Consider the following 22419-nt stretch of genomic DNA (forward strand, 5'->3'; position numbering starts at 1 on the left):
ATTACTATGAAACGATTTGATGATATTTTGAATGCTGCGTCACCCAGGCGCGCGAGTGGCTTTATCGATGGCAGTATGGCGGTCGCGATATTTGCGGTTCTTCTGGTGGTGTTTCTTGTCGTGTCGACGCTGTATGGGTATGGTGTCTTTGACGACGAAGAACAGAAAAAAGTGAGTTACTTTGATCTGGATAAAAGCACTCTGGCCCGTTGGGATGCGCAGATGAGCTGTGGTCCCGCAGGTACAAGCCCGGAGTTTGAGGTCAGTCGATCTCTTTGGGTGGGCGAGGATGTCGTCTTGCTTGAACGCGGCAGCTATAAGCGGTTTTTCGAAGAAACCGACAACGCCATTGAGATTCCCGGAGAGCTTCCCTTTCGGTTTGAGTGGTGGTTTGGACACATCGAAAACGGGATGATTGAGGTTAGCGGTTGGTACAATGAAGGAAATGACGTGGTCAAAAAGGTGTCTTTTTCCGGGCGGCGTATAGAGGATCAGGTTTCATTCGCTGGCCGTCGGGGACCGCGTCGCTGCGAGGTAAAGGCAACGCCTGCGGACGAGGGTGCAGACGAGTAGGGCGGATAAGGGTAGCGCATCCGCCGCTACAGCACGTTCTGCTACTCCGCACCTAAACACCCTCGTTGCGTCACGGGTATTTACGGCGGATGCGCCTCCGGCCTATCCGCCTTACGCAAGGAGTTCTGAGCGATTCAGTCCCGTAGGGTGGATAAGCGAAGCGTCATCCCCATGAATCCACCGCTACTTCAACGAATCAACCCCAAACAATGCGGTTTTGGTACGCACCCACGCAAACCGCAACGCACTCCTTAAATGCCACCACAAATGCCGGTTGTTCAACGTATGACTGGCCCGCTTACCCCGGTGCACCATCCTTGCGCCTGGCACATAGTAGGTTTTCTCGCCCAGCATATGCCTTGCCCGCCAGCAGAAGTCCACGTCTTCATAATATAAGAAATACCGCTCATCAAACCCGCCCAGGGCTTTGAAGGTGCTGGCGCTGAACGCCAGGCAGGCACCGGATGCCCAATCCACTTCGCAGGCCCGATCCGTGCAGCGGTCCACTCCGGTCCGGTTTTTCCGGAACAGATAGGAGGTGACCAGTTCCCACAGGTAGGGAAAGCGGCGCACAGATTCCTCATGCTCCTCGAATTTCCTGTCCTTGAAGATATTGGGCGCGCCGATTTTTGCGCCGGTTGCCTGCATGTCGTCGATCAGGTGCTCAATGGCCTCACGGTCGCATTCGAGGTCCGGATTCAGGATTACAAACCAATCGTTCTCAACGTCCATGCCCAGCATATGCTGGCAGTAGTGGAAAACCTTGTTGTGGTTGGCACCGAAGCCCAGAATGTTTTCGTTGGCCAGGTACGTCAACTTGTGTTCCGTCGCGTAGGTTTCCAGCTCCCGGGCAGGGCAGTTGTCCAGGATGACGATCTGGTGTTCGGGGGCGTCCAGCCGATGAGGCCGAAGGTCGTGAATGATTTCCAGCGTATCTTCATGAGAGACAACAGAAATGTAGACGGTCATTCCGGCTTGACTCCCTTCGCCAGTACGATGCTTGCCCAGAGTGTGACGTTGTGGCGCATGTCGCGATGTTGCGGCCAGCGTCGCAGTATGAACGCGCTGCGTTCAATGATGTTGCCCCGGAGAGCGCGGCGATAGTGTTTGAAAAATCCCTGACAACTGAGCGGCAGGCCATCGCTGTAGTGATCGGCGAAGGCAGCGGCTTGCCGGAGTATGCGGGTGGCAACCGCCCGCCGATGTGAGAGGCTTCGGTTTTTACGCCCCGCTTTGTTCTGACTTCCCACCTGGTTGTTGTCATGCTGGCGATACAGAAGCGTCGGCTCCCGGATGTAATCAATATGGCCAGTGCCGCTGGCGATCAGCGCGAGCCACCAGTCGTGCATGACGATGTCCGGGTGCTCGGCGGTGGGTTCCATGGCGGCGATCAGGGATCGGTTGACACACGCCGAGGCACCTTGCACTGTGTTGTGAAACGCGAGCCGTCGCGGGTCCCTGGCGTTGTCCGGACGCAGTTGGTCCAGCTCCCAGAAGGAATGTTTTTCGTCCCTGTCGGGGTGCCAGACCCAGGCGTCGGAAAAAATCAGGTGAGGGCAATGCTCGCCGTGCATTTTTTCGGCAAACAGTGCGACTTTGTTGTCCAGCCAGATGTCGTCCTGATCCGCCAGAAAGACGTAGTCGGCGGTGGTTTTCGGTAGGGCGGTCAGCACGTTGCGAATCACGCCCCGGCCCGGTCCGTCGATGATCTCGATCGGTATGGGCGAGGATTGTGCGACTTGGTTTACAATGGCGCGGGTGTTATCGACCGAGTGGTCGTCGCTGACCAGCACACGCTTGGGGGCGGGCTGTTGGCGAAGAATACTGTGCAGTTGTTCTTCGATGAATTCTGCGCCATTGTAGGTGCAGACGAGAACGTCGTAGTCGATCCCTGAGGCGGGCTGTGCCGGGTTGGGCGTGTTGGGCATAGGGTTAAATCAGTTTTATCCGTAATTGGGTGGAGTATACCTGAAAAGTTCGGCGGTATGGGTGAGAGGGTAAATGACGATCTGGATTCCCGGCGCGACCGGTTTTGTGGGGCGCGCTTTGATGGCTCGGCTTCGGGCTGATGGACAATCGGTGATGCCTATTTCCCGCTCGGCGTCGACGGTGGAGGGGGTTACCGCGCATCGTATTTCGGCGTTGGGCTCGTTGCTGTCCGCCGGTGATACGGTGGTGTATTGCGCGGGTAGGGCGCATGTGACCCGCACGGGCAGTGCCGAGGATGAACTGGCGGCCCATCGCCGCGCCAATTGCGACGAGCCTCTGGCCGCTGCGCGCCTGGCCTCGGCCCGGGGCGCGCGCCGGTTTGTGTTTGTCAGCAGCATCAAGGTCAATGGTGAGCGCACCGAGGGCGTGCCGTTCAGCGAACGGGATACGCCGCACCCGGAGGATGCTTACGGGCGTTCCAAGTGGGAAGGCGAGCAGGCGTTGTGGGAGCACGCCCGGCAGGCGGGAATGGAGCTGGTGATTGTGCGTCCGCCACTGGTGTACGGGCCCGGCGTGCGCGCCAATATGGCGGCGCTGATGCGAGTGGTCGGGCGCGGCTGGCCGTTGCCGCTGGCGTCGGTGCGCAATAAGCGCAGCCTGGTGTTTGTGGAGAACCTGGTGGACTTGCTGGCGCTGTGCTGCACACACCCGGCGGCGGCCAATGAGGTGTTTCTGGTGTCCGACGGCCGGGATCTGTCCACGCCGGAGCTGGTGCGCTTGATGGCCGAAGCCCAGGGGCGCACTGCTCGGTTATGGCCGTTTCCGGTGCCGTTGTTAAAACTTGGCGCCGGCTTGCTCGGTCGCCGCTCAATGGCGGACCGGTTGTGTGATTCCCTTCAGGTCAGTACCGATAAAGCGAAAAACCGCCTGTTCTGGCGACCACCGTTTTCGGTGGAGGAGGGGCTGCGAAGAATGGTGGGTGAAGTTGGTGGATGACGGCCTTTATACCGCTGCGCTCGGCCCCTACGTAAACCGTGGCATCTGGTAGGGTGGCATAAGCGGCGCAGCCGCGTCATCCACCGGAATGGGGGGCTACGAGCACCCATGTGGTCTCGAAACGACGAGTGGGAATGGCACGCATGTAACGCCAGATGACCGGTAACTCGGCGGTCTTTGGAGTATTGCGGCATGGCGAGTGAGTTGTGATAGAGTATGGCTATTAACCTCTGAGGGCTCACATGTCGATCGATCCACGTAAATACCCGACGATCCAGCCTAACACCGCTTTAGGGCGGGCTCTCGTGGCTTTTTTTGATGTGCTGGAGCCAGTATTTGCTCAGGGCGATAAGGGTGTTTTTCAGGCGATTGTGTTTGGCGGTTGTGCGGTGCATATTCATACGCAATCTCGGGGTAGCGCCGATGTGGATGCCGAGCTGGTATCACACGGTTATGCGGACGTATCGGACATAGTCGCGCTTTTGGATGAAGAAGCCTATGTATTCGAAGACGAAGAGGGCGTGTCGCAAATGCTGGAGCTGGATACCAGCTTCAATACGACGCTCGGCCCACTGCACGAGGATTACGAGACTCGCATTACCCGTTTGGTGACTCAAAGCAGTGTTCCCAACGTGGAAGTTTATGTCGCTAGTGCGGTTGATGTGGCAATCTCGAAGCTCGGTCGTTTCGGGGATCGCGACCAGAAGGATATTCAAGCGTTGCTCCGGCTGCCTCGTGTAGATATTGAAGAGTTTGAACGCTTGGCTCGAGAAGCTATCAGTTACTATGTGGGTGATCAGGTAAGGCTACGTGGCAACCTGAGTGCGGTATTAGGCGATTATAGCGGCAGCGAGGATTCGACATGACGGTTTCTGTAAAGCATAAGCGTCTGTATCGGGTGGGATCGTACCCCCTGGAGAGTGTTGTCGATGAGGTAAAGCAGCTGGCTGACGCCGTTTGGTACCGAGGATACAGTCCAACGCAGGAAGAACTGAGTTGGCTAGGCGATGTCATGCCAAGCGAACACTTCCAGCGCACACTTTGCGTGCTTGAGCTGCTGAGTCAATATCCGGTGTGCCGTCGGGAAACAGCGCGGCATCTCCAGAAGCTCACCGGACAGTTTCATCAAAAGCTTTTTGTGGGAACTGACAACAAACCTCCCCAGGGCCGGTACTCTCCCAGTAAACGATGGGGTTTGAATGATTCAACGAAGTCTCTGCGCAAAGCGCTGCTACCAATGCAGACGCGCTCTTTTGCAGATGCGACTGGGCGCCGCCATGGTTTGAGCGGGGATCCGCATCATACGGCGGCTTTTCAGCCCTAAGTTGGTTTGTGTTTCCGTCCCTTCTAATCGATCCCTAGTCGCTTCCTTGCCTCACTTAATGTGACGGTGCGTCCTTCTCTGGCGTCCGCTAACCCCTTTGCTACGGCTTTAACAAGTCGACTACACTTATTCAAATTCATAATTCCTCTCCCGATTCCAGGGCGAAGCGGTGGATGGGCAGCTCCTTGAGCTTCGGAGCGTGGATCAGTACATCCACTTTTCGACCGTCGAGCAGGCGGCTGAGACGTGTGGATAACCTGGCGGCATCCAGTGCCGGGTGCTCAACAGGGCGTTGCGTACTCACTATAAGGTCGATATCGCCGCCTCTACGCGTATAATGCCGCAAAATTTGTGATAGGTAGGCCTGATTTTCTAACGGATGGTGAATACGTTGACGTTGATTCTGATTTTAGTGGTGGCGCTGGGGTTGGCCTGGGGTCTGACCGGGGTGTTGCGGGGGTATGCGCTGCACAAAAAGCTGATGGATATTCCCAATGCGCGCAGTTCGCATTCCGTGCCGACGCCGCGCGGCGGTGGGGTGGCGATTGTAGTCGTCTGCCTGCTGGCCTTGCCGGCCCTCGCCTGGTTGGGCCTGGTGGCGGATGCGGTAGTTTATGGCCTGGCCGGCGCCGGGTTGCTGGTGGCGTTGGTGGGCTGGTGGGACGACCACGGCCACGCACCGGCGTTGGTGCGCCTGCTGGTGCATTTTTCGGCGGCGGCCTGGGGCTTGTATTGGCTGGGCGGGCCGATGGCGCTGCCATTGCTGGGCTGGACACTGGAGGGTGTCTGGCTGTGGGTGCCGCTATTGGTGTATCTGGTGTGGGTGCTGAATCTGTACAACTTTATGGATGGCATCGACGGCATTGCCGGGGTGGAGGCGTTGACCGTCTGTGTGAGCGGGGCGCTGCTGGCCTGGTGGGCTTTGCCGGAGGCCAATGTGGCGTTGTACGGCCTGTTGGCGGTGGCGAGCCTGGGCTTTCTGATCTGGAACTTTCCCCCGGCAAAGATCTTTATGGGTGATGCCGGCAGTGGCTTTGTGGGGCTCTGGTTGGGGTTGTTGTCGGTGTACGCCGGGCATCAGGCACCGGAGCTATTCTGGGGCTGGGTGATTCTGTTGGCGATGTTTGTGGCGGATGCCACGCTGACGTTGTTTTTTCGGTGGTGGCGCCGGGAGAATCTGTTTGAGGCGCACCGCAGCCATGCCTATCAGCACCGGGCGGTGAACTGGGGGCATAAGGCGACGACCTTGTTTTACGGCACCCTGAATGTGGTCTGGTTGTTGCCCATGGCCTGGTGGGTGGTGTCCGGGGGCATAGACCCGCTGTGGGGTGTGTTGTTGGCGTACGCGCCGGTGGTGTTTCTGGTGTATCAGTTTGGTGCCGGGATCCGGCATGTTGAGTGGGATGATTATTAATTAACCACCCGCAATTTCCCTGTGTTTTGCTTCTGCCGCCACACCGAATCACTGATCAGCATGCTGGCTTTGTAATCCGTGGGCGCTTCCACCAATAGCTGTTTGACGCGGTCGCACTGGTAGGCGTGGCAAGCGACGTCGAGGTCGTCGAGCAGGTTTTTGGTTTCTTCCCAGCTCAGGTGATGCTCTTCGGCGCGCAGGATGCCGGGGTGCTGGGTGCCGGAGACGTTGCTGCCGATCAGCAGTTCTTCGTACAGCTTCTCGCCCGGGCGCAGGCCGGTAAATTCGATTTCTATATCGCCGTTGGGGCGGTCTTCGTCTTTGATTTCCAGGCCCGAGAGGTGAATCATCCGGGTGGCGAGATCGACGATTTTCACCGGCTCGCCCATATCCAGCACAAACACGTCGCCGCCGGTACCGATGGCGCCCGCCTGAATCACCAGTTTGGCGGCTTCGGGGATGGTCATGAAGTAGCGGACCATTTCCGGGTGGGTGACGGTCACCGGCCCACCGTTTTTGATCTGTTCCCGGAACAGCGGGACCACCGAGCCGGATGAGCCCAGCACGTTGCCAAAACGGACCATGCTGAAGATGGTGGTGTTCTGGCGCTTGGCCAGGCCCTGCAGTACCAGCTCCGCCAGTCGCTTGGAGGCGCCCATGATGTTGGTGGGGCGCACGGCCTTGTCGGTGGAGACCAGCACAAAGGATTCCACCCCGGCGCGAATGGCGGCCTCGGCGGTGTACCAGGTGCCGTAGACGTTGTTGCGCACGCCCTCGACGATGTTGTGCTCCACCAGCGGCACATGCTTGTAGGCGGCGGCGTGGTAGACGGTCTGCACACCAAAGCTGCGCATGATGGTTTCCACCCGGTGTTCTTTCTGAACCGAGCCCAGGATGCTGTACAGGTTGATGTGATTGGTGCGGAATTCCGGGGTTTCCTGCAGTTCTCGCTCGATCTGGTAGAGGCTGAATTCGTTCAGCTCAAACAGCACGATGGCGCGAGGCCGGTGCTGGATGATCTGGCGACACAGCTCACTGCCGATGGACCCACCGGCACCGGTGACCATGACCACTTTATCGGTGATGTTGGCGGCCATCAGCTCCGGCTGGGAGGAGACCGGGTCCCGGCCCAGCAGGTCTTCAATTTCCACATCCTTGATGTGTTCGATACGGGCCTTGCCGCTCAGAATATCCGGAATGGCCGGCACGGTCTGAACCGAGATGGCGAGGGATTCCAGGCGTTTGATCACCTGGGCCCGACGGGAGTTGGGTGTGCTGCCCAGCGCGAGTAGTACCTTGCTGACCCGGTGCGTCCGGATCAGAGCCTCAATCATCTTCGGGCTGTAGACCTTGATGTTGGCCACCACGGTGCGGTGCAGGGCCGGGTTGTCATCCACAAAGGCGACGGGTTTGTACTGGGAGCCCTGAAGCGCCAGAGTGAGCTGGTGACCGGTGTACCCGGCACCGTAGACGATGACCGGCTCTTTCAGGTCCACACTGCGCCGGTTGAGCATCATGATGATGCTGCGCACCATCAGGCGCGGGGCGCCAATAAGCAGCAGGGCGATGGTCAGGTAGATGAACGGAATGGAGCGGGGCAGTCGCGACTGGGTCAGAAAGCTGGCGGTGGCCAAGACCAGGGCGGAGATAAACACGCAGCCGACAATGGTCAACATGGCCGGTGTGCTCATGTATCGCAGAATGGCGCGGTACATGCCCATACGGATAAAAACCGCGAGACTCACCACCAGGGTAATGGAGATGACGGTGACGTCTTTGTCGAGAAACTGGGAGTTAAAGGTGCCGAGCCGCAGGAAGACGGCAGCGTAAAAGGCGGTAACAATAGCGACGGTGTCGTAAATCAGGGAAATAACGCGTTTGGTGGTCCGGGAGGACTCAAACAGGGCTTCCAGCATAGACCTCTAACTCCATTAAATTGACCGAATCTGCCCCTGGCCGATTGTGCTCCTTCTTGGGGCGATAACCGCCGGAGTATAGCGCAAAATCAGTGCAATTGTTACGAAAAGCTTACGGTTTTTGGGGGTAGATTGAATAGAGCAATTTGGGTGCCAAATGGTGGGCATCACGGGTATTTACGGCGGATAAGGCCGAAGGCCGCATCCGCCGTAACCCAAGCCCGCCGCATCCGCCGTTACCCCTTGGTGACGCCTACCAACGAACCAGCCAACACTGATGAATCTTCGGATTTCGTTGAAAATCCTTATCAATGGTCTGGGGGGTTATGTCTTCGAGCTTATATTCGCTCAACGCCGCCCGATCCATCGCAAACGTGCGTAAATTGGTGGAGAAAATCAGGGTTCCGCCTTTGGCCAACGCCTTCATGGCGCCTTCGATCAAATCCACATGGTCCCGTTGAATGTCCAGTACGCCGGGCATTTTCTTGGAGTTGGAGAAGCTCGGCGGGTCGAGCAGAATCAGATCAAATTCCTGTTCGTTGGTTTTCAGCCACTCCACGCAGTCGGCCTGTTCGGTGCGGTGCTTGGTGTCACTCAGGCCGTTCAGGGCCAGGTTGTTGCGGGCCCATTTCAGGTAGGTGTTGGACATATCCACACTGAGAGTGAACCGGGCGCCGCCCAGGGCGGCGTGAACGCTGGCGCTGGCGGTGTAGCAGAACAGGTTCAGAAAGCGTTTGTTGTTCGCCATTTCGGCGATTTTCAGCCGTACCGGGCGATGATCGAGAAATAATCCGGTATCCAGATATTGCCACAGGTTGACCTGCAGGCGTGCCTGGCCTTCGATCACGTTGATGATCTCTCCGTCCGGGCGCTCGGCGAGCTTCTGGTACTGGCTGCCGTCGGAGTGTTTGTGCCGGCGGCGCTGTTTGTAGCTGACCCGGTCCGGGTGAATATCCAGAGCCCGGGGGACGGCGGCCTGAATCTCCGCGAAGCGCTGCTCGGCCCGGGCTTCGTCCACGGATTTGGGGGCGGCGTACTCCTGAACGTGAGCGTAGAGGTCGCCCTGCTCGGAGCGGTACAGGTCGATGGCGGCCGAGTACTCGGGCATATCGGCGTCGTAGAGGCGATAGGCGTTAATGTTCTGCTTTTTCGCCCACTTCGCCAGCTGTTTCAGATTCTTTTGCAGCCGGTTGGCGAGCATCTGGGCGCCGGAGGACAGCGGGGCGTCGGCCTCGAGTTCGGCCTTCAGGGGCTTGGGCGCGGCGCTGACGAACTGGCTTTCTTCAATAGAGAACATCAGCAGCTCGGCGGGCAGGGTGCCGTTATAGAGGCGGTATTTCTTTTCCGCCCGCAGGCCCATCTGTTTGCCCAGCTCGGGGTTGCCGGTGAATATGCCCGCGCGCCAGCCTCTGAATTCGGTTTTCAGTCGCTCACCCAGGTGCTGATACAGGAGCTTCAGGGATTCAACATCCCCCAGGCGCTCGCCGTAGGGCGGGTTGGTGATCACCAGGCCGGGTTCGAGCACCTTGTGGGTGGGCTGTTTGAGGTCGGCGAGTTCCTTGCGACTGACCCGCAGCCAGTCGTCCAGTTCGGCCTGGATGATATTGTCTTCCGCCGCGCGGATGACGGACAGATTGGCGTCGTAGCCGCGGATTTCCGGGCGTGATTTGGCGAGGCCGGCGCGTTTGCGGGCAATGGCCTCTTCGCGCAGTTCCAGCCAGATATCATTGCGGTGATTGAGCCACTGCTCAAAGCCAAACCGGGCACGGCCCAGACCGGGGGCAATGTCCGCGGCGATCAGGGCGGCCTCCACCAGCAGGGTACCGGAGCCGCACATGGGGTCGATCAGAGCGCCGCCACGGGCGGCGATGTCCGGCCAGCCGGCGCGGATAAGGACGCCGGCCGCCAGGTTTTCCTTCATCGGGGCGGTGCCCTGTTTGGTGCGGTAGCCCCGACGGTGCAGGCTCTCCCCGGACAGGTCCAGGCTGATGGTGACTTTGCCTTTGTTCAGGCGGGCGTTGATGCGCAGGTCCGGGTGCTGTTTGCTGACCGATGGGCGATCACCGGTCACATCGCGAATGCGATCGACAATGGCGTCCTTGATTTTCAGGGCGCCAAACTGGGTGTTGCGAATGGCGCCGCTACTGCCGATAAAGTCCACCAGCAGGGTGCTCTGGGGACCCAGGTGTTCTTCCCAGGGGATGTTTCTTGCGCCATTGTAGAGGGTGTTCTGGTCACCGACAGGAAATTCCGCCAGGGGCAGCAGGATCTTGTTGGCCAGGCGGGACCAGAGGCAGGCCCGGTAGGCGAGGGCAATGTCCCCTTCGAAGGCGACGCCCGCCACGGTTTCCTTGAGGTGTTGGGCGCCAATGGCGTCCAGTTCCTGGTACAGCAGTCCTTCAAGGCCCTTGGGGCAGGTGGCAAACAGGTTCATAGATATCATCAGTTGTTTTGGGTGCGGCGTGGTGCCGGTGTGTGCGTTGGGTTTTACGCTTGCAAGCCCACCCCAACCACTTTGTCAAACCGGATTCTAGAGCAAAGTGCCATATGAAACATCTCTGCTATAAAAAAACAATCGTTCACAGCCGGGGGGCTTTTTGCTGTACTGAGCATTCGCCTCCAAGGAACCACCACCGATTTTCCCGGGTGGCTGGCGAGAGGCGAAGCAGTACCTCCCTACGCACGGTGCCGGGCATCCCCGTCCAGCGAGTGCGTTTCCCAAACAGGCGCAGCGCCACCCCGGCGCCTGCGCTCTGCAAGATTAACGGCTACATAGAGGTGCATCACATATGAAACGTCAAAAGCGTAACCAGACAGCTCGCGCATTTGGTAAGGGTTATCAAGCCGGTATTGCGGGTCGGTCCCGCAGCCTGTGTCCGCACGAGAGCGGCACAGCGCGCCAGGAATGGCTCTCCGGTTGGCGCGAAGCGCGCACGGATCAGTGGGATGGTTACAATATGGCCGCTCAAGTGCAAAAACTGAACAATTTGTCCCCTCACTGACTGGAGCCTTTTGACAACCTTATTTCTTGGCCATCATCTCCTCAAACTAGCCCGCTTAACGCGGGCATTTTTTTGGCATAAAAAAACGGCTTGGGGTCTGAACCTCAAGCCGTTTTTCGGTATTTGGTAGGACTAACCAGATTCGAACTGGTGACCTCTACCATGTCAAGGTAGCGCTCTAACCAACTGAGCTATAGTCCTGTCTCGTTTGAGGCGCGAACTTTACCAAAACTTCGGATTTTTGCAACCCCTTTTTTTGCCCATGCCGCAACCACCCTTCAGGCGCCACGGAACCCAATGCCATGTGCTATAGTCTCTGGACTTGGATTTCAACAACAAAGAGGAAAACTCTATGCGCATCAATCGGTTAAGCAAAGCCATCGCCTCCGGCCTGTGTGTGGGCCTGATTCTCCAGACCACGGCCTGCGGCACGGTCCTGTACCCCGAGCGAAAAGGGCAGACCGGTGGCCAGCTCGACCCGGCGATTGTGGCCCTGAACGCGGTGGGTTTGCTGTTCTTCTTTGTGCCTGGGGTGATCGCCTTTGCGGTGGACTTCTCTAACGGCACCATCTACCTGCCCGGGGGCAGCGCCCAATTGACCGACGAGCAGATGGAGCGCATCACCCGTGCCGATGGCCAGGTGGATCAGGAGGCGCTGGAGTTGTTGGTCAAAGAAGAGCTGGGTATGGATGTGGACCTGCAGGCGAGCGGTGTCGAGGTGCGCAGCATGCAGTCGGCCGAGCAGGTTCAGGCCCTGATTCAGTCCCGCCAGCCGACCACGTTGGCAGCGTTGTAAGACTGGGAGGTTTGTCGGGTTACGGCCTTTGGCCTAACCCGACCTACTCGACCGTCACGCAGCGCATCCGGTAGGTCGGGTCGGTCCGACGTTTCGGAGCGCAAAGCGCGTAACCCGACAAATTCCGCCGCAAGCCCAGTAGGTCGGACCGGTCCGACGTTTAGGTAATCAACGCGCGTAGTCCGATATCCCCCAAGGAGACATTATGCTGGCTGAAGACACCATCAACTCACTCAAGCTTGCGTTGGCGGATCGGGCGGATATTCGCCTGGCGGTGCTCTTTGGTTCCATGGCTGAAGGTCGGGAGACGGCGGCAAGCGATCTCGATCTGGCTGTCGAGACAACCGCGCCGTTAACGACAGAGCAAAAGATGGCTCTGATCGGGGAACTCGCGAGTCGTTTTGGTCGTGCCATCGACATTATTGATATACGTCAAATCGGACAGCCCCTGCTCCATGAGATCGTCAGCAAGGGTGTCCTTGTCAAAGGTTCGGTGTCCGACAAAGGCGATCTTCTCTATCGAAGCATCATGATGGAAGAGGATTTTGGCCGTTATCAACGACGGATACTGGAGGGGAGGCGCAACCAGTGGATAGGGCTTTGATAGAGGAGAAAGTCGAGTCACTCCGGCGTTGCGTCCGGCGGGTTGAGCAAAAGCTCCCGGCGTCTTTGACGGAATTGCTGTCGGATCTGGATGCGCAAGATATCGTTGCTCTGAACTTGACTCGCGCCGTTCAGCTCTGCGTGGACATGTCCGCACACTGGCTGGCCGAACATTCCGATGCTCCCGCGCCAAAAACCATGGGGCAGGGCTTTGATGCCCTGGCGAAAGTGGGGGTCATTGAATCCGCGTTAGCAGAGAGGATGAAGAAAGCCGTTGGCTTCAGAAATGTGATGGTTCACAGTTACGATGAAATTGACTGGGCCATTGTCTATGCGATTGGAAGTCGCCACCTGGATGATTTCAAGCTATTCGCCCGAGCACTTTTGGCTGCCCAATGAAAATCAAAAATCCCATTACCGCCATCTGGCGCAGTGATGCGTCCCGTGGGTTGAAGATCATTGCCTGCAGTTTGCTGCTGGTGTTTGTCACGTCTTTGCCTCTGATTGCGTATGTGGTGGTTGGGCCTTCCGATGGCAACCCGATTGGGTTGGGTCTGTTATTTGCCGGTGGGGCAATGGTGGCTCATGTGGGTTTTTTTGTTGGGCTTTTGATGTTGATCTGGGATCATTATTTTCGGAAGTAGGGCGGGGTTTGTTGGTGGATAAGCGCGTAGCGCGTCATCCACCAAAAGAACAAACAACCCATCCGCCTTAACGAATCACTCCTCCCCCAAAAACCCACCGGACTGATGCGACCACAACTGCGCATACAGTCCACCTTCGGCAATCAATTGCGAATGGGTTCCCTGTTCGACAATCTTTCCCTGGTCCAACACGATCAACCGGTCCAGCGCGGCGATGGTGGACAACCGGTGTGCGATGGCGATAACGGTTTTGCCTTCCATGAGGCGGCTCAGGTTGGCCTGGATGATACTTTCCACTTCCGAATCCAGGGCCGAGGTGGCCTCGTCCATGATCAGGATCGGGGCATCTTTCAGTAGCACCCGGGCGATGGCGATACGCTGGCGCTGGCCACCGGAGAGTTTCACCCCGCGTTCGCCCACGTGGGCATCGTAACCTGTGCGTCCTTCGGCATCGCTCAATCCGAGAATAAAGTCGTGGGCTTCGGCCTGTTTGGCGGCTTCGATCATTTCCTCTTCCGTCGCACCGGGCTTGCCGTACAGCAGGTTGTCGCGCACGGAGCGATGGAGCAGGGCGGTGTCCTGGGTGATCATGCCGATCTGGGCGCGCAGGGTTTCCTGCTGAACCTGACTGATGTCCTGACCGTCGATCCGGATCTGCCCCTTCTCAATGTCGTAGAAGCGCAGCAGCAGGTTGACGAGGGTGGATTTGCCGGCGCCGGAGCGACCGACCAGGCCAATCTTTTCGCCGGGCTTGATGTTCAGGGAGAAGTTCTCCAACACCCCTTCGCCTTTGTCGTAGTGAAAGGTCACCTGATCGAATTCAATGCCGCCGTCACGGACGTTCAGCGGTTGGGCCTGTTCCGCATCGCCGACCGCACGCGGGTGCGAGAGGGTGTTGATGCCGTCTTTGGCGGTGCCGATATTTTCAAACAGGGTGGAGACTTCCCACATGATCCACTGGGACATGCCGTTCAAACGCAGCACCAGGCCCATGGCGGCGGCAATGGCGCCGACCGAAATGATGTCGCCGCTCCACAGCCAGATGGACAGCGCGGCGCTGCTGAAGATCAGCAGGGCGTTGATGCCCCAGACACCGCTGTTGAGCAGGGTGGCCAGGCGCATTTGCGGGTAGACGCTGTGCAGAAACCGCTCCATGCCGTCCCGGGCGTAATCGGACTCGCGCCGGGAATGGGAGAAGAGTTTGACCGTGGCGATGTTGGTGTAGGTGTCCACAATGCGCCCGGTCATGTCGGCCCGGGCATTGGCCTGTCGGGTGGCGACGGCGGACAGGCGCGGCAGGAAGTAGCGCAGCAGGGCGATGTAGGCAATAAACCAGACGCCGAGCGGCACCATCAGTCGCCAGTCGAGTGAGCCCAGCAGCACCAGCATGCTGGTGAAATACACCAGCACATAGACGGTGATGTCCAGGAGTTTCATGACTGTTTCACGAACCGCCAGGGCGGTCTGCATGACTTTGGTGGCGATGCGTCCAGCGAATTCGTCCTGGAAGAAGGCGACGCTCTGACCGAGCAGGTAGCGGTGCGCCTGCCAGCGGATGATCATGGGGTAGTTGCCGAGCAGGGTCTGGTGAATCAGCGTGGAGTGAAAGAACACCGTGACCGGAATGGCGATCAGGACCACAAAGGCCATCAACCACAGTTCCGTGCCGCGTTCGGCCCAGAGTTCGGTCGGGCTGTACTGGCCGAGCCAGTCGACGGTCAGCCCCAGGAACTGAAACAGGGCCACCTCCATGACCGCAATCAGAGCGGCCATGAAGGACATGGTTAACAGGAATTTGCCGGCGCCTTTGGTATAGTGGCGACAGAAGGCCACCAGACTTTTGGGCGGTTGTTGCGGCTCTTCGACCGGGAAGGGTTTGAGCAGGCTTTCGAAAAACGCGAACATAGGTGTCTACGGCTGGGGAAATGAGGGCGTAGTTTACCGGCTTTTGGAGGGAAAATGAAAAAACTGTTAATGGTCTTCGGCGCCGGCTCGCTCGGCGGTTTGGGTAACAGCCTGGTGGTGTGGTTGTTCGGGATGTACGGCATCAGCCAATCGCTCGGGGTATCCATTGCCCCGGGATTGTCGCCGGACTGGCTGTACCCGAGGATTGTCTGGGGTGGGCTGTGGGGCTTTCTGTTTCTGTTGCCGGTGCTGAACAATCGGCTCTGGGCCCAGACTTTTGTGCTCAGTCTGTTCCCGACCATGATTCAGTTGTTTGTGGTGTTTCCATATCAAACGCCGCATGGGATGGCGGGTTTGGGGTTGGGAACCCTGACGCCGTTGCTGGTGATCGTATTCAATTGGGTGTGGGCATTGGTGACGGCGGTGGCGTTGCGGATGGGGCGGTGATTACCCCCCCAACCGCCCGGCCCGGTAATCATTGATCGCTTCCTCGATCTCCTCCGGGGTGTTCATCACGAAGGGTCCGTACTGGGCGATGGGCTCACGGATCGGTTGGCCGGCCAACACCAGGGTGCGTGCCCCTTGCGCACCGGCGGTGATGCTCAATGACTCGCCATCACTCAGCACGCCGGCCGCCCCGTTTTTCAGTTGCCGTGGCGGTTCGCCGACCGTGAGGTCGCCTTCGAACACGTACAGGAAGGCATTCAGGCCTTTCGGCAGTGCCTGCTCGAAGGTGGCGCCAGCGGGCAGTTGCACATCCCAGTAACGCGGCTCGGTGCTCAATCCCTGAATCGGGCCTTCCACCGTTTTGCCATCGGCCGTCACACTACCGGCAATGACCTTTACTTTGCCGCCGTTCGCCAATTCCAGCGTCGGGATGTCGCTGGCCGGAATGTCCCGGTAGGCCGCCGGCTTCATTTTCTCCGCCGCGGGCAGGTTCAGCCACATCTGGAAGCCGTGCATACGACCTTCTTCCTGTTGCGGCATCTCGGAATGGATGATGCCCCGTCCGGCGGTCATCCACTGCACGTCGCCACTTTTCAGGTCGCCCCGGTTGCCCATGTGGTCCTCGTGCAACATATGACCTTCGAGCATGTAGGTCACCGTTTCAAACCCGCGGTGCGGATGAGACGGGAAACCGCCGATGTAGTCGTCCTTGCTCTCGGAGTTGAACTCGTCGAGCATCAGGAAGGGATCCAGGCGCGCCTGCTGGCTCTGCCCCAGGCTGCGCTTGATCCGCACGCCGGCACCGTCGCTGGTGGCGAGGGCCGGAATCAGTTGTTGCAGTTGGCGTTGCATAGACACCTCCGTCGGGTTGTTACCCGTTGATCTGGGCCACTGTATCAGGCAGCGGCCAATTCGGTAATTTCCTGTTCGGCACTGGAGAGTGCCTTTTGCTGGTTGTCTTCACCCATGGCCAGACCCTCGGCGTACACGAAGTGGGTCTCGGTCAGGCCGATAAAGCCCAGGAACGTATTAAGGTAACCGGTCTGGGAGTCGGCATCGGTCCCCTGATAGATACCACCACGGGCCGCAAAAATATACACCGGCTTGTCGTCCAGCAGGCCTTCAGGTCCGTTACTGGTGTAACGGAAGGTTTCACCGGAACGGGCAATATGGTCAAAGTAGGCCTTGAGGGTGGACGGTACGCCGAAGTTGTACATCGGCACCCCGAACACAATCACATCCGCACGCTTGAGCTCGTCAATCAGCTGATCCGAGTAGTTCACGATGTCCTGCTGGGTTTCGGTGCGCTTGTCCGCCGGGGTAATGAAGGCGTGCAGGCGCTCCGCGTCCAGGTGCGGGATCGGGTGGCGGGCGAGGTCGCGTACGATGACCTTGCCGCCGGGGTTGCGTTCGCGCCAGCGTTGAACAAATTTGTTGCTGAGAGCGCTGGAGTGGCCGTCGTCGCCGGACAGGCTGCTGTTGATCTGAAGTAGTGTCGCCATGTGAATCTCTCCCTTAGAGACTGTTGACTCGATGGTTCTATTAAATGATTTGACGAGCGAATAATAAATAGCGATATTTGGAAGGGTTTGATCGAATTATCTGATGGGTGGCGCTATGGAACCGAAAGTGAGCCTGGATCAGTGGCGGGCCTTTATGGCGGTGATCGATGCCGGTGGCTATGCCAAGGCCGCCGAGGCGCTGGGTAAGAGCCAGTCCGCGGTGTCTTACGCCATTTCCCAGTTGGAAACCGCGCTGGGTGTGGCGGTGTTTGAGCTGCAGGGGCGCCGGGCGGTGCCCACGCCCGCCGGGGACGTGCTGTATCGCCGGGCCCGGCACCTGTTGATGGAGGCGGAAAGCCTGGAAACGGCGGCAACTCAGCTGTCCGCCAAGGTGGAGCCGCTGGTCAGCCTGGCGGGGGACATCATTGTGCCCCCCGAGCAGGTGTTGGGCTGCATTGCCATGTTCTCCCGGGAGTTTCCGGACACCCGGGTGGAACTGTATGAGTCAGTGATGAGCGGCACCGAGGATATGCTGATCCAGCACCATGTGGACCTGGCGATCGCCGGACGGGTGCCGGCGGGTTTTAACGGAGAGTATCTGATGTCCGTGACCTTCCGGGGTGTGACCAGCCCGGATCATCCGCTGCAGCATCTGGGAAGGCCGGTGAGCTATGACGACCTGCGTCACTACCGGCAGTCGATTGTCCGGGATTCCGGTATTCACCGGCGTTACAGCGAGGGTTGGCAGGAGGCGGAGCAGCGCCTGACGGTGAGCCATATCCGCACGTCGCTGCATGCGATTCGCCTGGGGTTGAGTTATGCCTGGTTGCCCGAAGCTTATCTGAAGGATGACCTGGAGGCCGGGACACTGAAGCTGATTCCGATGGAGACCGAAAGCGAGCGGGTCCACGCGCTCTATCTGATATTTGCCGACCGGGAGTTGGCGGGGCCTGCAACCCGGCATCTGGCGGAGGTGTTGAAGCGGCAGTTGCCCAACGTAAAGCTACCCCGGCAATCCGCCCTTGGTCAGCTTGGCCGGATCCAATAACTTCTCCAGCTCCTCCCGACTCAGATTCGTTTCCGCCTCCGCCACGTCAATGATGGGCCGCCCTTCGGCGTAAGCCTTTTTCGCGATGGCCGCCGCCTTGTTGTACCCGATGATGGGATTGAGCGCGGTCACCAGGATAGGGTTGCGGGCCAGGGCGTGTTGAAGGTTGTCCTCGCGCACGGTGAAGCTGGCGATGGCGCGCTCGGCGAGTACCTCGCAGCTGTTGCCCATCAGTTTGATGCTGGAGAGCAGGTTGTGGGCCACCAGTGGCAGCATGACGTTGAGTTCGAAATTGCCCGACTGGCCCGCGACGGTGATGGCGGTATCATTGCCCATGACCTGGGCGCAGGCCATGGCCACGGCTTCGGGAATCACCGGGTTGACCTTGCCCGGCATGATCGACGAGCCGGGTTGCAGCGCTTCAAGCTCGATCTCGCCCAGTCCGGCCAGGGGGCCGGAATTCATCCAGCGCAGGTCATTGGCGATTTTCATCAGGCTGACCGCCAGCGTCTTGAGTTGCCCGGAGGCGGCGACCGCCACATCCTGGCTGCTTTGCAGGGCGAAGAAATTCTCCCCCGGGGCGCAGACCAGACCGATGTTCTCGCTCAGTTGACGGGCGAACAGGTCGGCGAACTCCGGGTGGGCATTGACGCCCGTTCCGACCGCGGTGCCGCCCTGGGGGAGGGCGCAGAGTTGATCGAGGTTCTGGTGCAGGCGCTGTTCGTTACCCTCAATCTGGCTGGCCCAGCCGTGAAGTACTTGCCCGAAGGTCACCGGCATGGCATCCATCAGGTGGGTCCGACCAGTTTTCACTACCTGGTCCAACTCATGGGCGCGATCCAGCAGGGTGGTGTGCAGGAACTTCAGTTCCGGCAGCAGGTGGTTGTTCAACGCCAGAGCGCCACTGACGTGAATGGCGGTCGGAATGACATCGTTGCTGCTCTGGCTCATGTTGACGTGATCATTGGCACCCACGGCCAGGCCGCTGCGTTCGGACGCCAGATGGGCAATGACCTCATTGACGTTCATATTGGTGCTGGTGCCGGAACCGGTCTGAAAGACATCGACAGGAAACTGGTCGTCGTGGTCGCCTTTGATGACGTCGTTGGCCGCGTCGATGATCGCCTCCGCCACGGGATGCTCCAACAGTCCGAGGGCGGTGTTTGCTTGCGCGGCCGCTTTCTTGATCTGGGCCACGGCGTGAATGAAGACCGAGGGCAGGGGGGTGCCACTGATGTGGAAGTTGTTGATGGCCCGCTGGGTCTGGGCGCCATAAAGAGCGCTGACCGGGACCTGAACGTCGCCCATGCTGTCTTTTTCGGTGCGGTACTGGCTCATTGCGGGGCCTCCTTTCTGGACATTCCCGGGGTTTCCACCCGATGATGAATATAATTCACTTTAACTAACCGACATTAAGTATATCGTCTAACTATCTGAATTACTTGAGAGTGATAGCCACCGCCAAACAGGTTCAGATGGTTGAGCAGGTGGTACAGGTTGTACAGTGGCACCCGTTCCCGCCAGCCGGATTCGGGCGGATTGATTTGAGTATAGTGGTCGTAGAAGTCGTCTGAGAAACCACCGAACAGGCGGGTCATTGCCAGCTCGGCTTCGGGCCAGCCCCAGTGGACCGCCGGATCGATCAGTACCGGATGGCCCGCCTGGTCGCAGTGGATGTTGCCGCCCCAGAGGTCGCCGTGGATCAGGGCGGGCGCCTGCTCGGGAATCCGTTCGGGCAGCTTCCCGCACAGGGTTTCCAGGTCCCGCAGCTCCCGGGAGGAGAGAAGCCCGGCGGCTTCCGCCAGCCGCCCCTGATACATCAGGCGGTGCTCGGCGAAGAACCGGTGGCCATTCGTTGTGGCGGGGTTGGGTTGCGGGGTGCGACCGCAGTAGTTGTCCATGGTAAAACCGAAGTGCGGCGCGGGTTGGCGGTGCTGGGCGGCCAGCCCCTCGCCCAGGTTCCGCCAGTACGTCGGTCCGGGGCGGCCGGGTGCGATGTATTCCAGGGCGATAAAGGTGGGCTGGGCGGTGATCACCTCCGGCACCCGCAACGTACCGGTGGATCTCAGAGCTTCAAGGCCGGCGGCCTCGGCGAGGAAGAAATCCGCCGGTGCGGTGGTCTGTTGTTTGATGCACAGGTCCCGCCCATCCGTCGTGGTGATGCGGGCGGTATCGCAGATATCGCCGCCGGAGAGGGGTTCCGTTTGGGCAATATCGGTATTCAGATCAGTTTTTAACCAATGTTTAATAGCGTCCATCATTTACCATCAGGGTATGCGTTACAATGCTTTTTTGATCGTACAAAAGGCGTCTCAATGTCAAAGCAGTTTGTGGTTCAGAGCGATTACCAGCCCGCCGGCGACCAGCCGGCGGCCATTGCCGGGCTGGCCAAAGGCATCGATGCCGGGCTCGCGCACCAGACGCTACTGGGTGTGACCGGTTCGGGCAAGACCTTTACCATGGCCAATGTCATTGCCCAGGCCCAGCGGCCCACCCTGATTATGGCACACAACAAAACCCTGGCCGCCCAGCTCTACGGGGAGTTCAAGGAGTTCTTTCCGAACAACGCCGTGGAGTACTTTGTCTCCTATTACGACTACTACCAGCCCGAGGCCTATGTGCCATCCTCGGACACCTTCATCGAGAAAGATGCGTCGGTCAACGAACATATCGAGCAGATGCGTCTGTCCGCCACCAAGGCGCTGATGGAACGCAAGGACGCCATTGTGGTGGCGACCGTGTCGGCCATTTACGGTCTGGGCGATCCGGACTCCTATCTGAAAATGCTGCTGCATCTGGTGCGGGGTGATCAGGTGGACCAGCGCCAGATCCTTCGCCGTCTCGCTGAGCTGCAGTACACCCGCAATGACATGGACTTTCAGCGCGGCACCTACCGGGTGCGGGGGGATGTGATCGATATTTTCCCGGCCGACTCCGAATTCGACGCCTACCGGGTGGAGCTGTTTGACGAGGAGGTGGAGCAGATCTCCGTGTTCGACCCCCTGACCGGCGAGGTGCGGGGCAAGGTGGCGCGGGCCACCATCTACCCGAAATCCCACTACGTGACCCCGCGCAGCCGCATGCTGGAGGCCATCGACCAGATCAAGGTGGAGCTGGAGGAGCGCCTGAAACAGCTGCGTGAGAACGACAAGCTGGTGGAGGCGCAGCGCCTGGAGCAGCGCACCCGCTACGATCTGGAAATGATGCAGGAGCTGGGTTACTGCAATGGCGTGGAGAACTACTCGCGCTATCTCTCCGGTCGGGACGCGGGCCTGCCGCCGCCGACGTTGTTTGACTATCTGCCGAACGAAGCGCTGCTGATTGTGGATGAGTCCCACGTGACCATTCCCCAGATCGGTGCCATGTACAAGGGCGACCGGTCGCGGAAGGAAACGCTGGTGGAATACGGCTTTCGTCTGCCTTCGGCGCTGGATAACCGGCCCCTGCGGTTTGAAGAGTGGGAGCGTCTGGCCCCGCAGATGATTTTCGTCTCGGCCACGCCGGGGCCCTACGAAGCGGAACACGCCGGGCAGGTGGTGGAACAGGTGGTCCGGCCCACAGGCCTGGTGGACCCGGAAATCGAAGTGCGACCGGCCACCACCCAGGTGGACGATGCCCTGTCCGAAATCCGTCTGCGGGTGGATCGGGACGAGCGGGTGCTGCTCACGGTGTTGACCAAGCGGATGGCCGAGGACCTGACCGAATACCTCGCCGAGCACGGGGTGCGGGTGCGCTACCTGCATTCGGACATCGATACCGTCGAGCGGGTGGAGATCATTCGCGACCTGCGCCTGGGCGAGTTCGATGTGCTGGTGGGCATCAACCTGTTGCGGGAGGGGCTGGATATGCCCGAGGTGTCCCTGGTGGCCATTCTGGATGCGGATAAGGAAGGTTTTCTGCGCTCCGAGCGCTCCCTGATCCAGACCATCGGGCGGGCCGCCCGGAACCTGCACGGCAAGGCGATTCTCTATGCCGACCGGATCACCGGCTCCATGCAGCGGGCGATCGACGAAACCGAGCGCCGGCGGGCCAAGCAGTTGGCCCACAATGAGGCGCACGGCATTACGCCGATGGGCATTCGCAAGAGCGTGACCGATATCATGGAGGCGGGCCCGGTGCCCGGGTCCGGCGCTCGCCGCCAGCGCAAGGAGGCCGTGGCTGAGAAGCGGGCCCGCTACGAGGTCGAGCAGGAGGGCGATCCCCTCAAGGCCGTGGCCAAGCTGGAGCAGGCCATGTATCAGGCCGCCAAGAACCTGGAGTTTGAAGAGGCGGCCCGCTTGCGGGATCAGATCGAAAAGCTGAAGCACCGGGCCCTGTAAT

General features: G+C 59.3%; 23 protein-coding genes and 1 tRNA gene. 13 read left to right on the forward strand and 11 right to left on the reverse strand.

Annotated features, from left to right (window positions below; genetic code table 11):
* Positions 1 to 6 precede the first annotated feature (6 nt).
* Positions 7 to 573 carry a hypothetical protein gene (locus OOT55_RS04625; protein WP_265367971.1) on the forward strand — a complete coding sequence of 189 codons (567 nt, stop codon included), beginning with the start codon at positions 7 to 9 and terminating at the stop codon, positions 571 to 573.
* A 183-nt stretch (positions 574 to 756) separates the two neighbouring features.
* Here OOT55_RS04625 and OOT55_RS04630 read toward each other — a convergent pair whose 3' ends face one another.
* Positions 757 to 1542, reverse strand: coding sequence for a glycosyltransferase (locus OOT55_RS04630; RefSeq protein WP_265367972.1), 786 nt, complete (start codon positions 1540 to 1542; stop codon positions 757 to 759).
* Positions 1539 to 2501, reverse strand: coding sequence for a glycosyltransferase family 2 protein (locus tag OOT55_RS04635; RefSeq protein WP_265367973.1), 963 nt, complete (start codon positions 2499 to 2501; stop codon positions 1539 to 1541). Before OOT55_RS04635 ends, OOT55_RS04630 begins: the two co-directional genes overlap by 4 nt.
* 73 nt (positions 2502 to 2574) lie before the next feature.
* On the opposite strand from OOT55_RS04635, the gene OOT55_RS04640 reads away from it, so the two are divergent.
* The 3 genes from OOT55_RS04640 to OOT55_RS04650 all read left to right on the forward strand — a co-directional run bounded on the left by OOT55_RS04640 (position 2575) and on the right by OOT55_RS04650 (position 4822).
* A complete protein-coding gene (locus OOT55_RS04640) occupies positions 2575 to 3498 on the forward strand; it encodes an NAD-dependent epimerase/dehydratase family protein (RefSeq protein WP_265367974.1) in 924 nt (307 codons plus the stop codon).
* A gap of 242 nt (positions 3499 to 3740) precedes the next feature.
* The gene (locus tag OOT55_RS04645) at positions 3741 to 4364 is read left to right on the forward strand and encodes a DUF6036 family nucleotidyltransferase (RefSeq protein ID WP_265367975.1); all 624 of its coding nucleotides are present in this window, start codon (positions 3741 to 3743) and stop codon (positions 4362 to 4364) included.
* Positions 4361 to 4822, forward strand: a complete 462-nt coding sequence (locus tag OOT55_RS04650) for a hypothetical protein (protein ID WP_265367976.1) — start codon at positions 4361 to 4363, stop codon at positions 4820 to 4822. Before OOT55_RS04645 ends, OOT55_RS04650 begins: the two co-directional genes overlap by 4 nt.
* Positions 4823 to 4958: 136 nt before the next feature.
* Here the strand turns inward: OOT55_RS04650 and OOT55_RS04655 are convergent, their stop codons facing one another.
* Positions 4959 to 5126, reverse strand: coding sequence for a hypothetical protein (locus OOT55_RS04655; protein WP_265367977.1), 168 nt, complete (start codon positions 5124 to 5126; stop codon positions 4959 to 4961).
* Positions 5127 to 5213: 87 nt separating this feature from the next.
* Here OOT55_RS04655 and OOT55_RS04660 point away from each other — a divergent pair, with 87 nt between their 5' ends.
* The gene (locus OOT55_RS04660) at positions 5214 to 6236 is read left to right on the forward strand and encodes an MraY family glycosyltransferase (RefSeq protein WP_265367978.1); all 1023 of its coding nucleotides are present in this window, start codon (positions 5214 to 5216) and stop codon (positions 6234 to 6236) included.
* Here OOT55_RS04660 and OOT55_RS04665 read toward each other — a convergent pair.
* Positions 6233 to 8152, reverse strand: coding sequence for a polysaccharide biosynthesis protein (locus OOT55_RS04665; RefSeq protein ID WP_265367979.1), 1920 nt, complete (start codon positions 8150 to 8152; stop codon positions 6233 to 6235). The two genes, OOT55_RS04660 and OOT55_RS04665, sit on opposite strands and share 4 nt — an antisense overlap.
* 253 nt (positions 8153 to 8405) lie before the next feature.
* Complete coding sequence (rlmKL, locus tag OOT55_RS04670) at positions 8406 to 10595, reverse strand: bifunctional 23S rRNA (guanine(2069)-N(7))-methyltransferase RlmK/23S rRNA (guanine(2445)-N(2))-methyltransferase RlmL (protein ID WP_265367980.1); 2190 nt, start codon at positions 10593 to 10595, stop codon at positions 8406 to 8408.
* 346 nt (positions 10596 to 10941) lie between these two features.
* Between rlmKL and rmf the strand changes: the two genes are divergently transcribed.
* A complete protein-coding gene (gene rmf / locus OOT55_RS04675) occupies positions 10942 to 11154 on the forward strand; it encodes a ribosome modulation factor (RefSeq protein WP_024460100.1) in 213 nt (70 codons plus the stop codon).
* 124 nt (positions 11155 to 11278) lie between these two features.
* Here rmf and OOT55_RS04680 read toward each other — a convergent pair.
* Positions 11279 to 11355: transfer RNA gene (locus OOT55_RS04680), tRNA-Val, on the reverse strand.
* Between the two features lie 151 nt (positions 11356 to 11506).
* On the opposite strand from OOT55_RS04680, the gene OOT55_RS04685 reads away from it, so the two are divergent.
* The 4 genes from OOT55_RS04685 (at position 11507) to OOT55_RS04700 (ending at position 13197) form a co-directional block, all read left to right on the forward strand.
* Positions 11507 to 11950: a hypothetical protein gene (locus OOT55_RS04685; protein ID WP_265367981.1), complete on the forward strand. Its 444-nt coding sequence runs from the start codon at positions 11507 to 11509 to the stop codon at positions 11948 to 11950.
* Positions 11951 to 12155: 205 nt separating this feature from the next.
* Positions 12156 to 12554 carry a type VII toxin-antitoxin system MntA family adenylyltransferase antitoxin gene (gene mntA / locus OOT55_RS04690; protein ID WP_265367982.1) on the forward strand — a complete coding sequence of 133 codons (399 nt, stop codon included), beginning with the start codon at positions 12156 to 12158 and terminating at the stop codon, positions 12552 to 12554.
* Positions 12539 to 12952, forward strand: a complete 414-nt coding sequence (hepT, locus tag OOT55_RS04695; protein ID WP_265367983.1) for a type VII toxin-antitoxin system HepT family RNase toxin — start codon at positions 12539 to 12541, stop codon at positions 12950 to 12952. Before mntA ends, hepT begins: the two co-directional genes overlap by 16 nt.
* Positions 12949 to 13197: a hypothetical protein gene (locus tag OOT55_RS04700; protein WP_265367984.1), complete on the forward strand. Its 249-nt coding sequence runs from the start codon at positions 12949 to 12951 to the stop codon at positions 13195 to 13197. The genes hepT and OOT55_RS04700 overlap by 4 nt, the downstream gene beginning before the upstream one ends.
* Positions 13198 to 13272: 75 nt before the next feature.
* Here the strand turns inward: OOT55_RS04700 and OOT55_RS04705 are convergent, their stop codons facing one another.
* A complete protein-coding gene (locus OOT55_RS04705; protein WP_265367985.1) occupies positions 13273 to 15102 on the reverse strand; it encodes an ABC transporter ATP-binding protein in 1830 nt (609 codons plus the stop codon).
* A gap of 54 nt (positions 15103 to 15156) precedes the next feature.
* Between OOT55_RS04705 and OOT55_RS04710 the strand changes: the two genes are divergently transcribed.
* Positions 15157 to 15549, forward strand: a complete 393-nt coding sequence (locus tag OOT55_RS04710) for a hypothetical protein (RefSeq protein ID WP_265367986.1) — start codon at positions 15157 to 15159, stop codon at positions 15547 to 15549.
* On the opposite strand, the gene OOT55_RS04715 is transcribed toward OOT55_RS04710, so the two are convergent.
* Together OOT55_RS04715 and OOT55_RS04720 are read right to left on the reverse strand one after the other, a co-directional pair.
* Positions 15550 to 16401 (reverse strand): pirin family protein, encoded by an 852-nt coding sequence (locus OOT55_RS04715; protein WP_265367987.1) that lies wholly within the window; start codon positions 16399 to 16401, stop codon positions 15550 to 15552. It abuts the gene before it with no gap.
* A gap of 44 nt (positions 16402 to 16445) precedes the next feature.
* A complete protein-coding gene (locus OOT55_RS04720; protein WP_265367988.1) occupies positions 16446 to 17051 on the reverse strand; it encodes an FMN-dependent NADH-azoreductase in 606 nt (201 codons plus the stop codon).
* 115 nt (positions 17052 to 17166) lie between these two features.
* On the opposite strand from OOT55_RS04720, the gene OOT55_RS04725 reads away from it, so the two are divergent.
* The gene (locus tag OOT55_RS04725) at positions 17167 to 18099 is read left to right on the forward strand and encodes a LysR family transcriptional regulator (RefSeq protein WP_265367989.1); all 933 of its coding nucleotides are present in this window, start codon (positions 17167 to 17169) and stop codon (positions 18097 to 18099) included.
* Here OOT55_RS04725 and OOT55_RS04730 read toward each other — a convergent pair.
* Positions 18055 to 19437 (reverse strand): class II fumarate hydratase, encoded by a 1383-nt coding sequence (locus OOT55_RS04730; RefSeq protein WP_265367990.1) that lies wholly within the window; start codon positions 19435 to 19437, stop codon positions 18055 to 18057. The two genes, OOT55_RS04725 and OOT55_RS04730, sit on opposite strands and share 45 nt — an antisense overlap.
* 74 nt (positions 19438 to 19511) lie before the next feature.
* A complete protein-coding gene (locus OOT55_RS04735) occupies positions 19512 to 20360 on the reverse strand; it encodes a fructosamine kinase family protein (protein ID WP_265367991.1) in 849 nt (282 codons plus the stop codon).
* A 54-nt stretch (positions 20361 to 20414) separates the two neighbouring features.
* Here OOT55_RS04735 and uvrB point away from each other — a divergent pair, with 54 nt between their 5' ends.
* Positions 20415 to 22418: an excinuclease ABC subunit UvrB gene (gene uvrB / locus OOT55_RS04740; protein ID WP_265367992.1), complete on the forward strand. Its 2004-nt coding sequence runs from the start codon at positions 20415 to 20417 to the stop codon at positions 22416 to 22418.
* Position 22419: the final 1 nt, after the last annotated feature.

This window comes from Marinimicrobium sp. C6131, assembly GCF_026153455.1.
In the GTDB taxonomy this organism is placed as follows: Bacteria; Pseudomonadota; Gammaproteobacteria; order Pseudomonadales; family Cellvibrionaceae; genus Marinimicrobium.

Coding starts and splice junctions, on each gene's coding strand:
- uvrB (WP_265367992.1), top strand. CDS start 20,415: ATGTCAAAGCAGTTTGTGGTTCAGAGCGATTACCAGCCCGCCGGCGAC.
- OOT55_RS04700 (WP_265367984.1), top strand. CDS start 12,949: ATGAAAATCAAAAATCCCATTACCGCCATCTGGCGCAGTGATGCGTCC.
- OOT55_RS04705 (WP_265367985.1), bottom strand. CDS start 15,102: ATGTTCGCGTTTTTCGAAAGCCTGCTCAAACCCTTCCCGGTCGAAGAG.
- rmf (WP_024460100.1), top strand. CDS start 10,942: ATGAAACGTCAAAAGCGTAACCAGACAGCTCGCGCATTTGGTAAGGGT.
- OOT55_RS04730 (WP_265367990.1), bottom strand. CDS start 19,437: ATGAGCCAGTACCGCACCGAAAAAGACAGCATGGGCGACGTTCAGGTC.
- OOT55_RS04645 (WP_265367975.1), top strand. CDS start 3,741: ATGTCGATCGATCCACGTAAATACCCGACGATCCAGCCTAACACCGCT.
- OOT55_RS04720 (WP_265367988.1), bottom strand. CDS start 17,051: ATGGCGACACTACTTCAGATCAACAGCAGCCTGTCCGGCGACGACGGC.
- mntA (WP_265367982.1), top strand. CDS start 12,156: ATGCTGGCTGAAGACACCATCAACTCACTCAAGCTTGCGTTGGCGGAT.
- OOT55_RS04650 (WP_265367976.1), top strand. CDS start 4,361: ATGACGGTTTCTGTAAAGCATAAGCGTCTGTATCGGGTGGGATCGTAC.
- OOT55_RS04725 (WP_265367989.1), top strand. CDS start 17,167: ATGGAACCGAAAGTGAGCCTGGATCAGTGGCGGGCCTTTATGGCGGTG.
- OOT55_RS04715 (WP_265367987.1), bottom strand. CDS start 16,401: ATGCAACGCCAACTGCAACAACTGATTCCGGCCCTCGCCACCAGCGAC.
- OOT55_RS04665 (WP_265367979.1), bottom strand. CDS start 8,152: ATGCTGGAAGCCCTGTTTGAGTCCTCCCGGACCACCAAACGCGTTATT.
- OOT55_RS04625 (WP_265367971.1), top strand. CDS start 7: ATGAAACGATTTGATGATATTTTGAATGCTGCGTCACCCAGGCGCGCG.
- OOT55_RS04630 (WP_265367972.1), bottom strand. CDS start 1,542: ATGACCGTCTACATTTCTGTTGTCTCTCATGAAGATACGCTGGAAATC.
- rlmKL (WP_265367980.1), bottom strand. CDS start 10,595: ATGATATCTATGAACCTGTTTGCCACCTGCCCCAAGGGCCTTGAAGGA.
- OOT55_RS04685 (WP_265367981.1), top strand. CDS start 11,507: ATGCGCATCAATCGGTTAAGCAAAGCCATCGCCTCCGGCCTGTGTGTG.
- OOT55_RS04635 (WP_265367973.1), bottom strand. CDS start 2,501: ATGCCCAACACGCCCAACCCGGCACAGCCCGCCTCAGGGATCGACTAC.
- OOT55_RS04640 (WP_265367974.1), top strand. CDS start 2,575: ATGACGATCTGGATTCCCGGCGCGACCGGTTTTGTGGGGCGCGCTTTG.
- OOT55_RS04735 (WP_265367991.1), bottom strand. CDS start 20,360: ATGATGGACGCTATTAAACATTGGTTAAAAACTGATCTGAATACCGAT.
- OOT55_RS04710 (WP_265367986.1), top strand. CDS start 15,157: ATGAAAAAACTGTTAATGGTCTTCGGCGCCGGCTCGCTCGGCGGTTTG.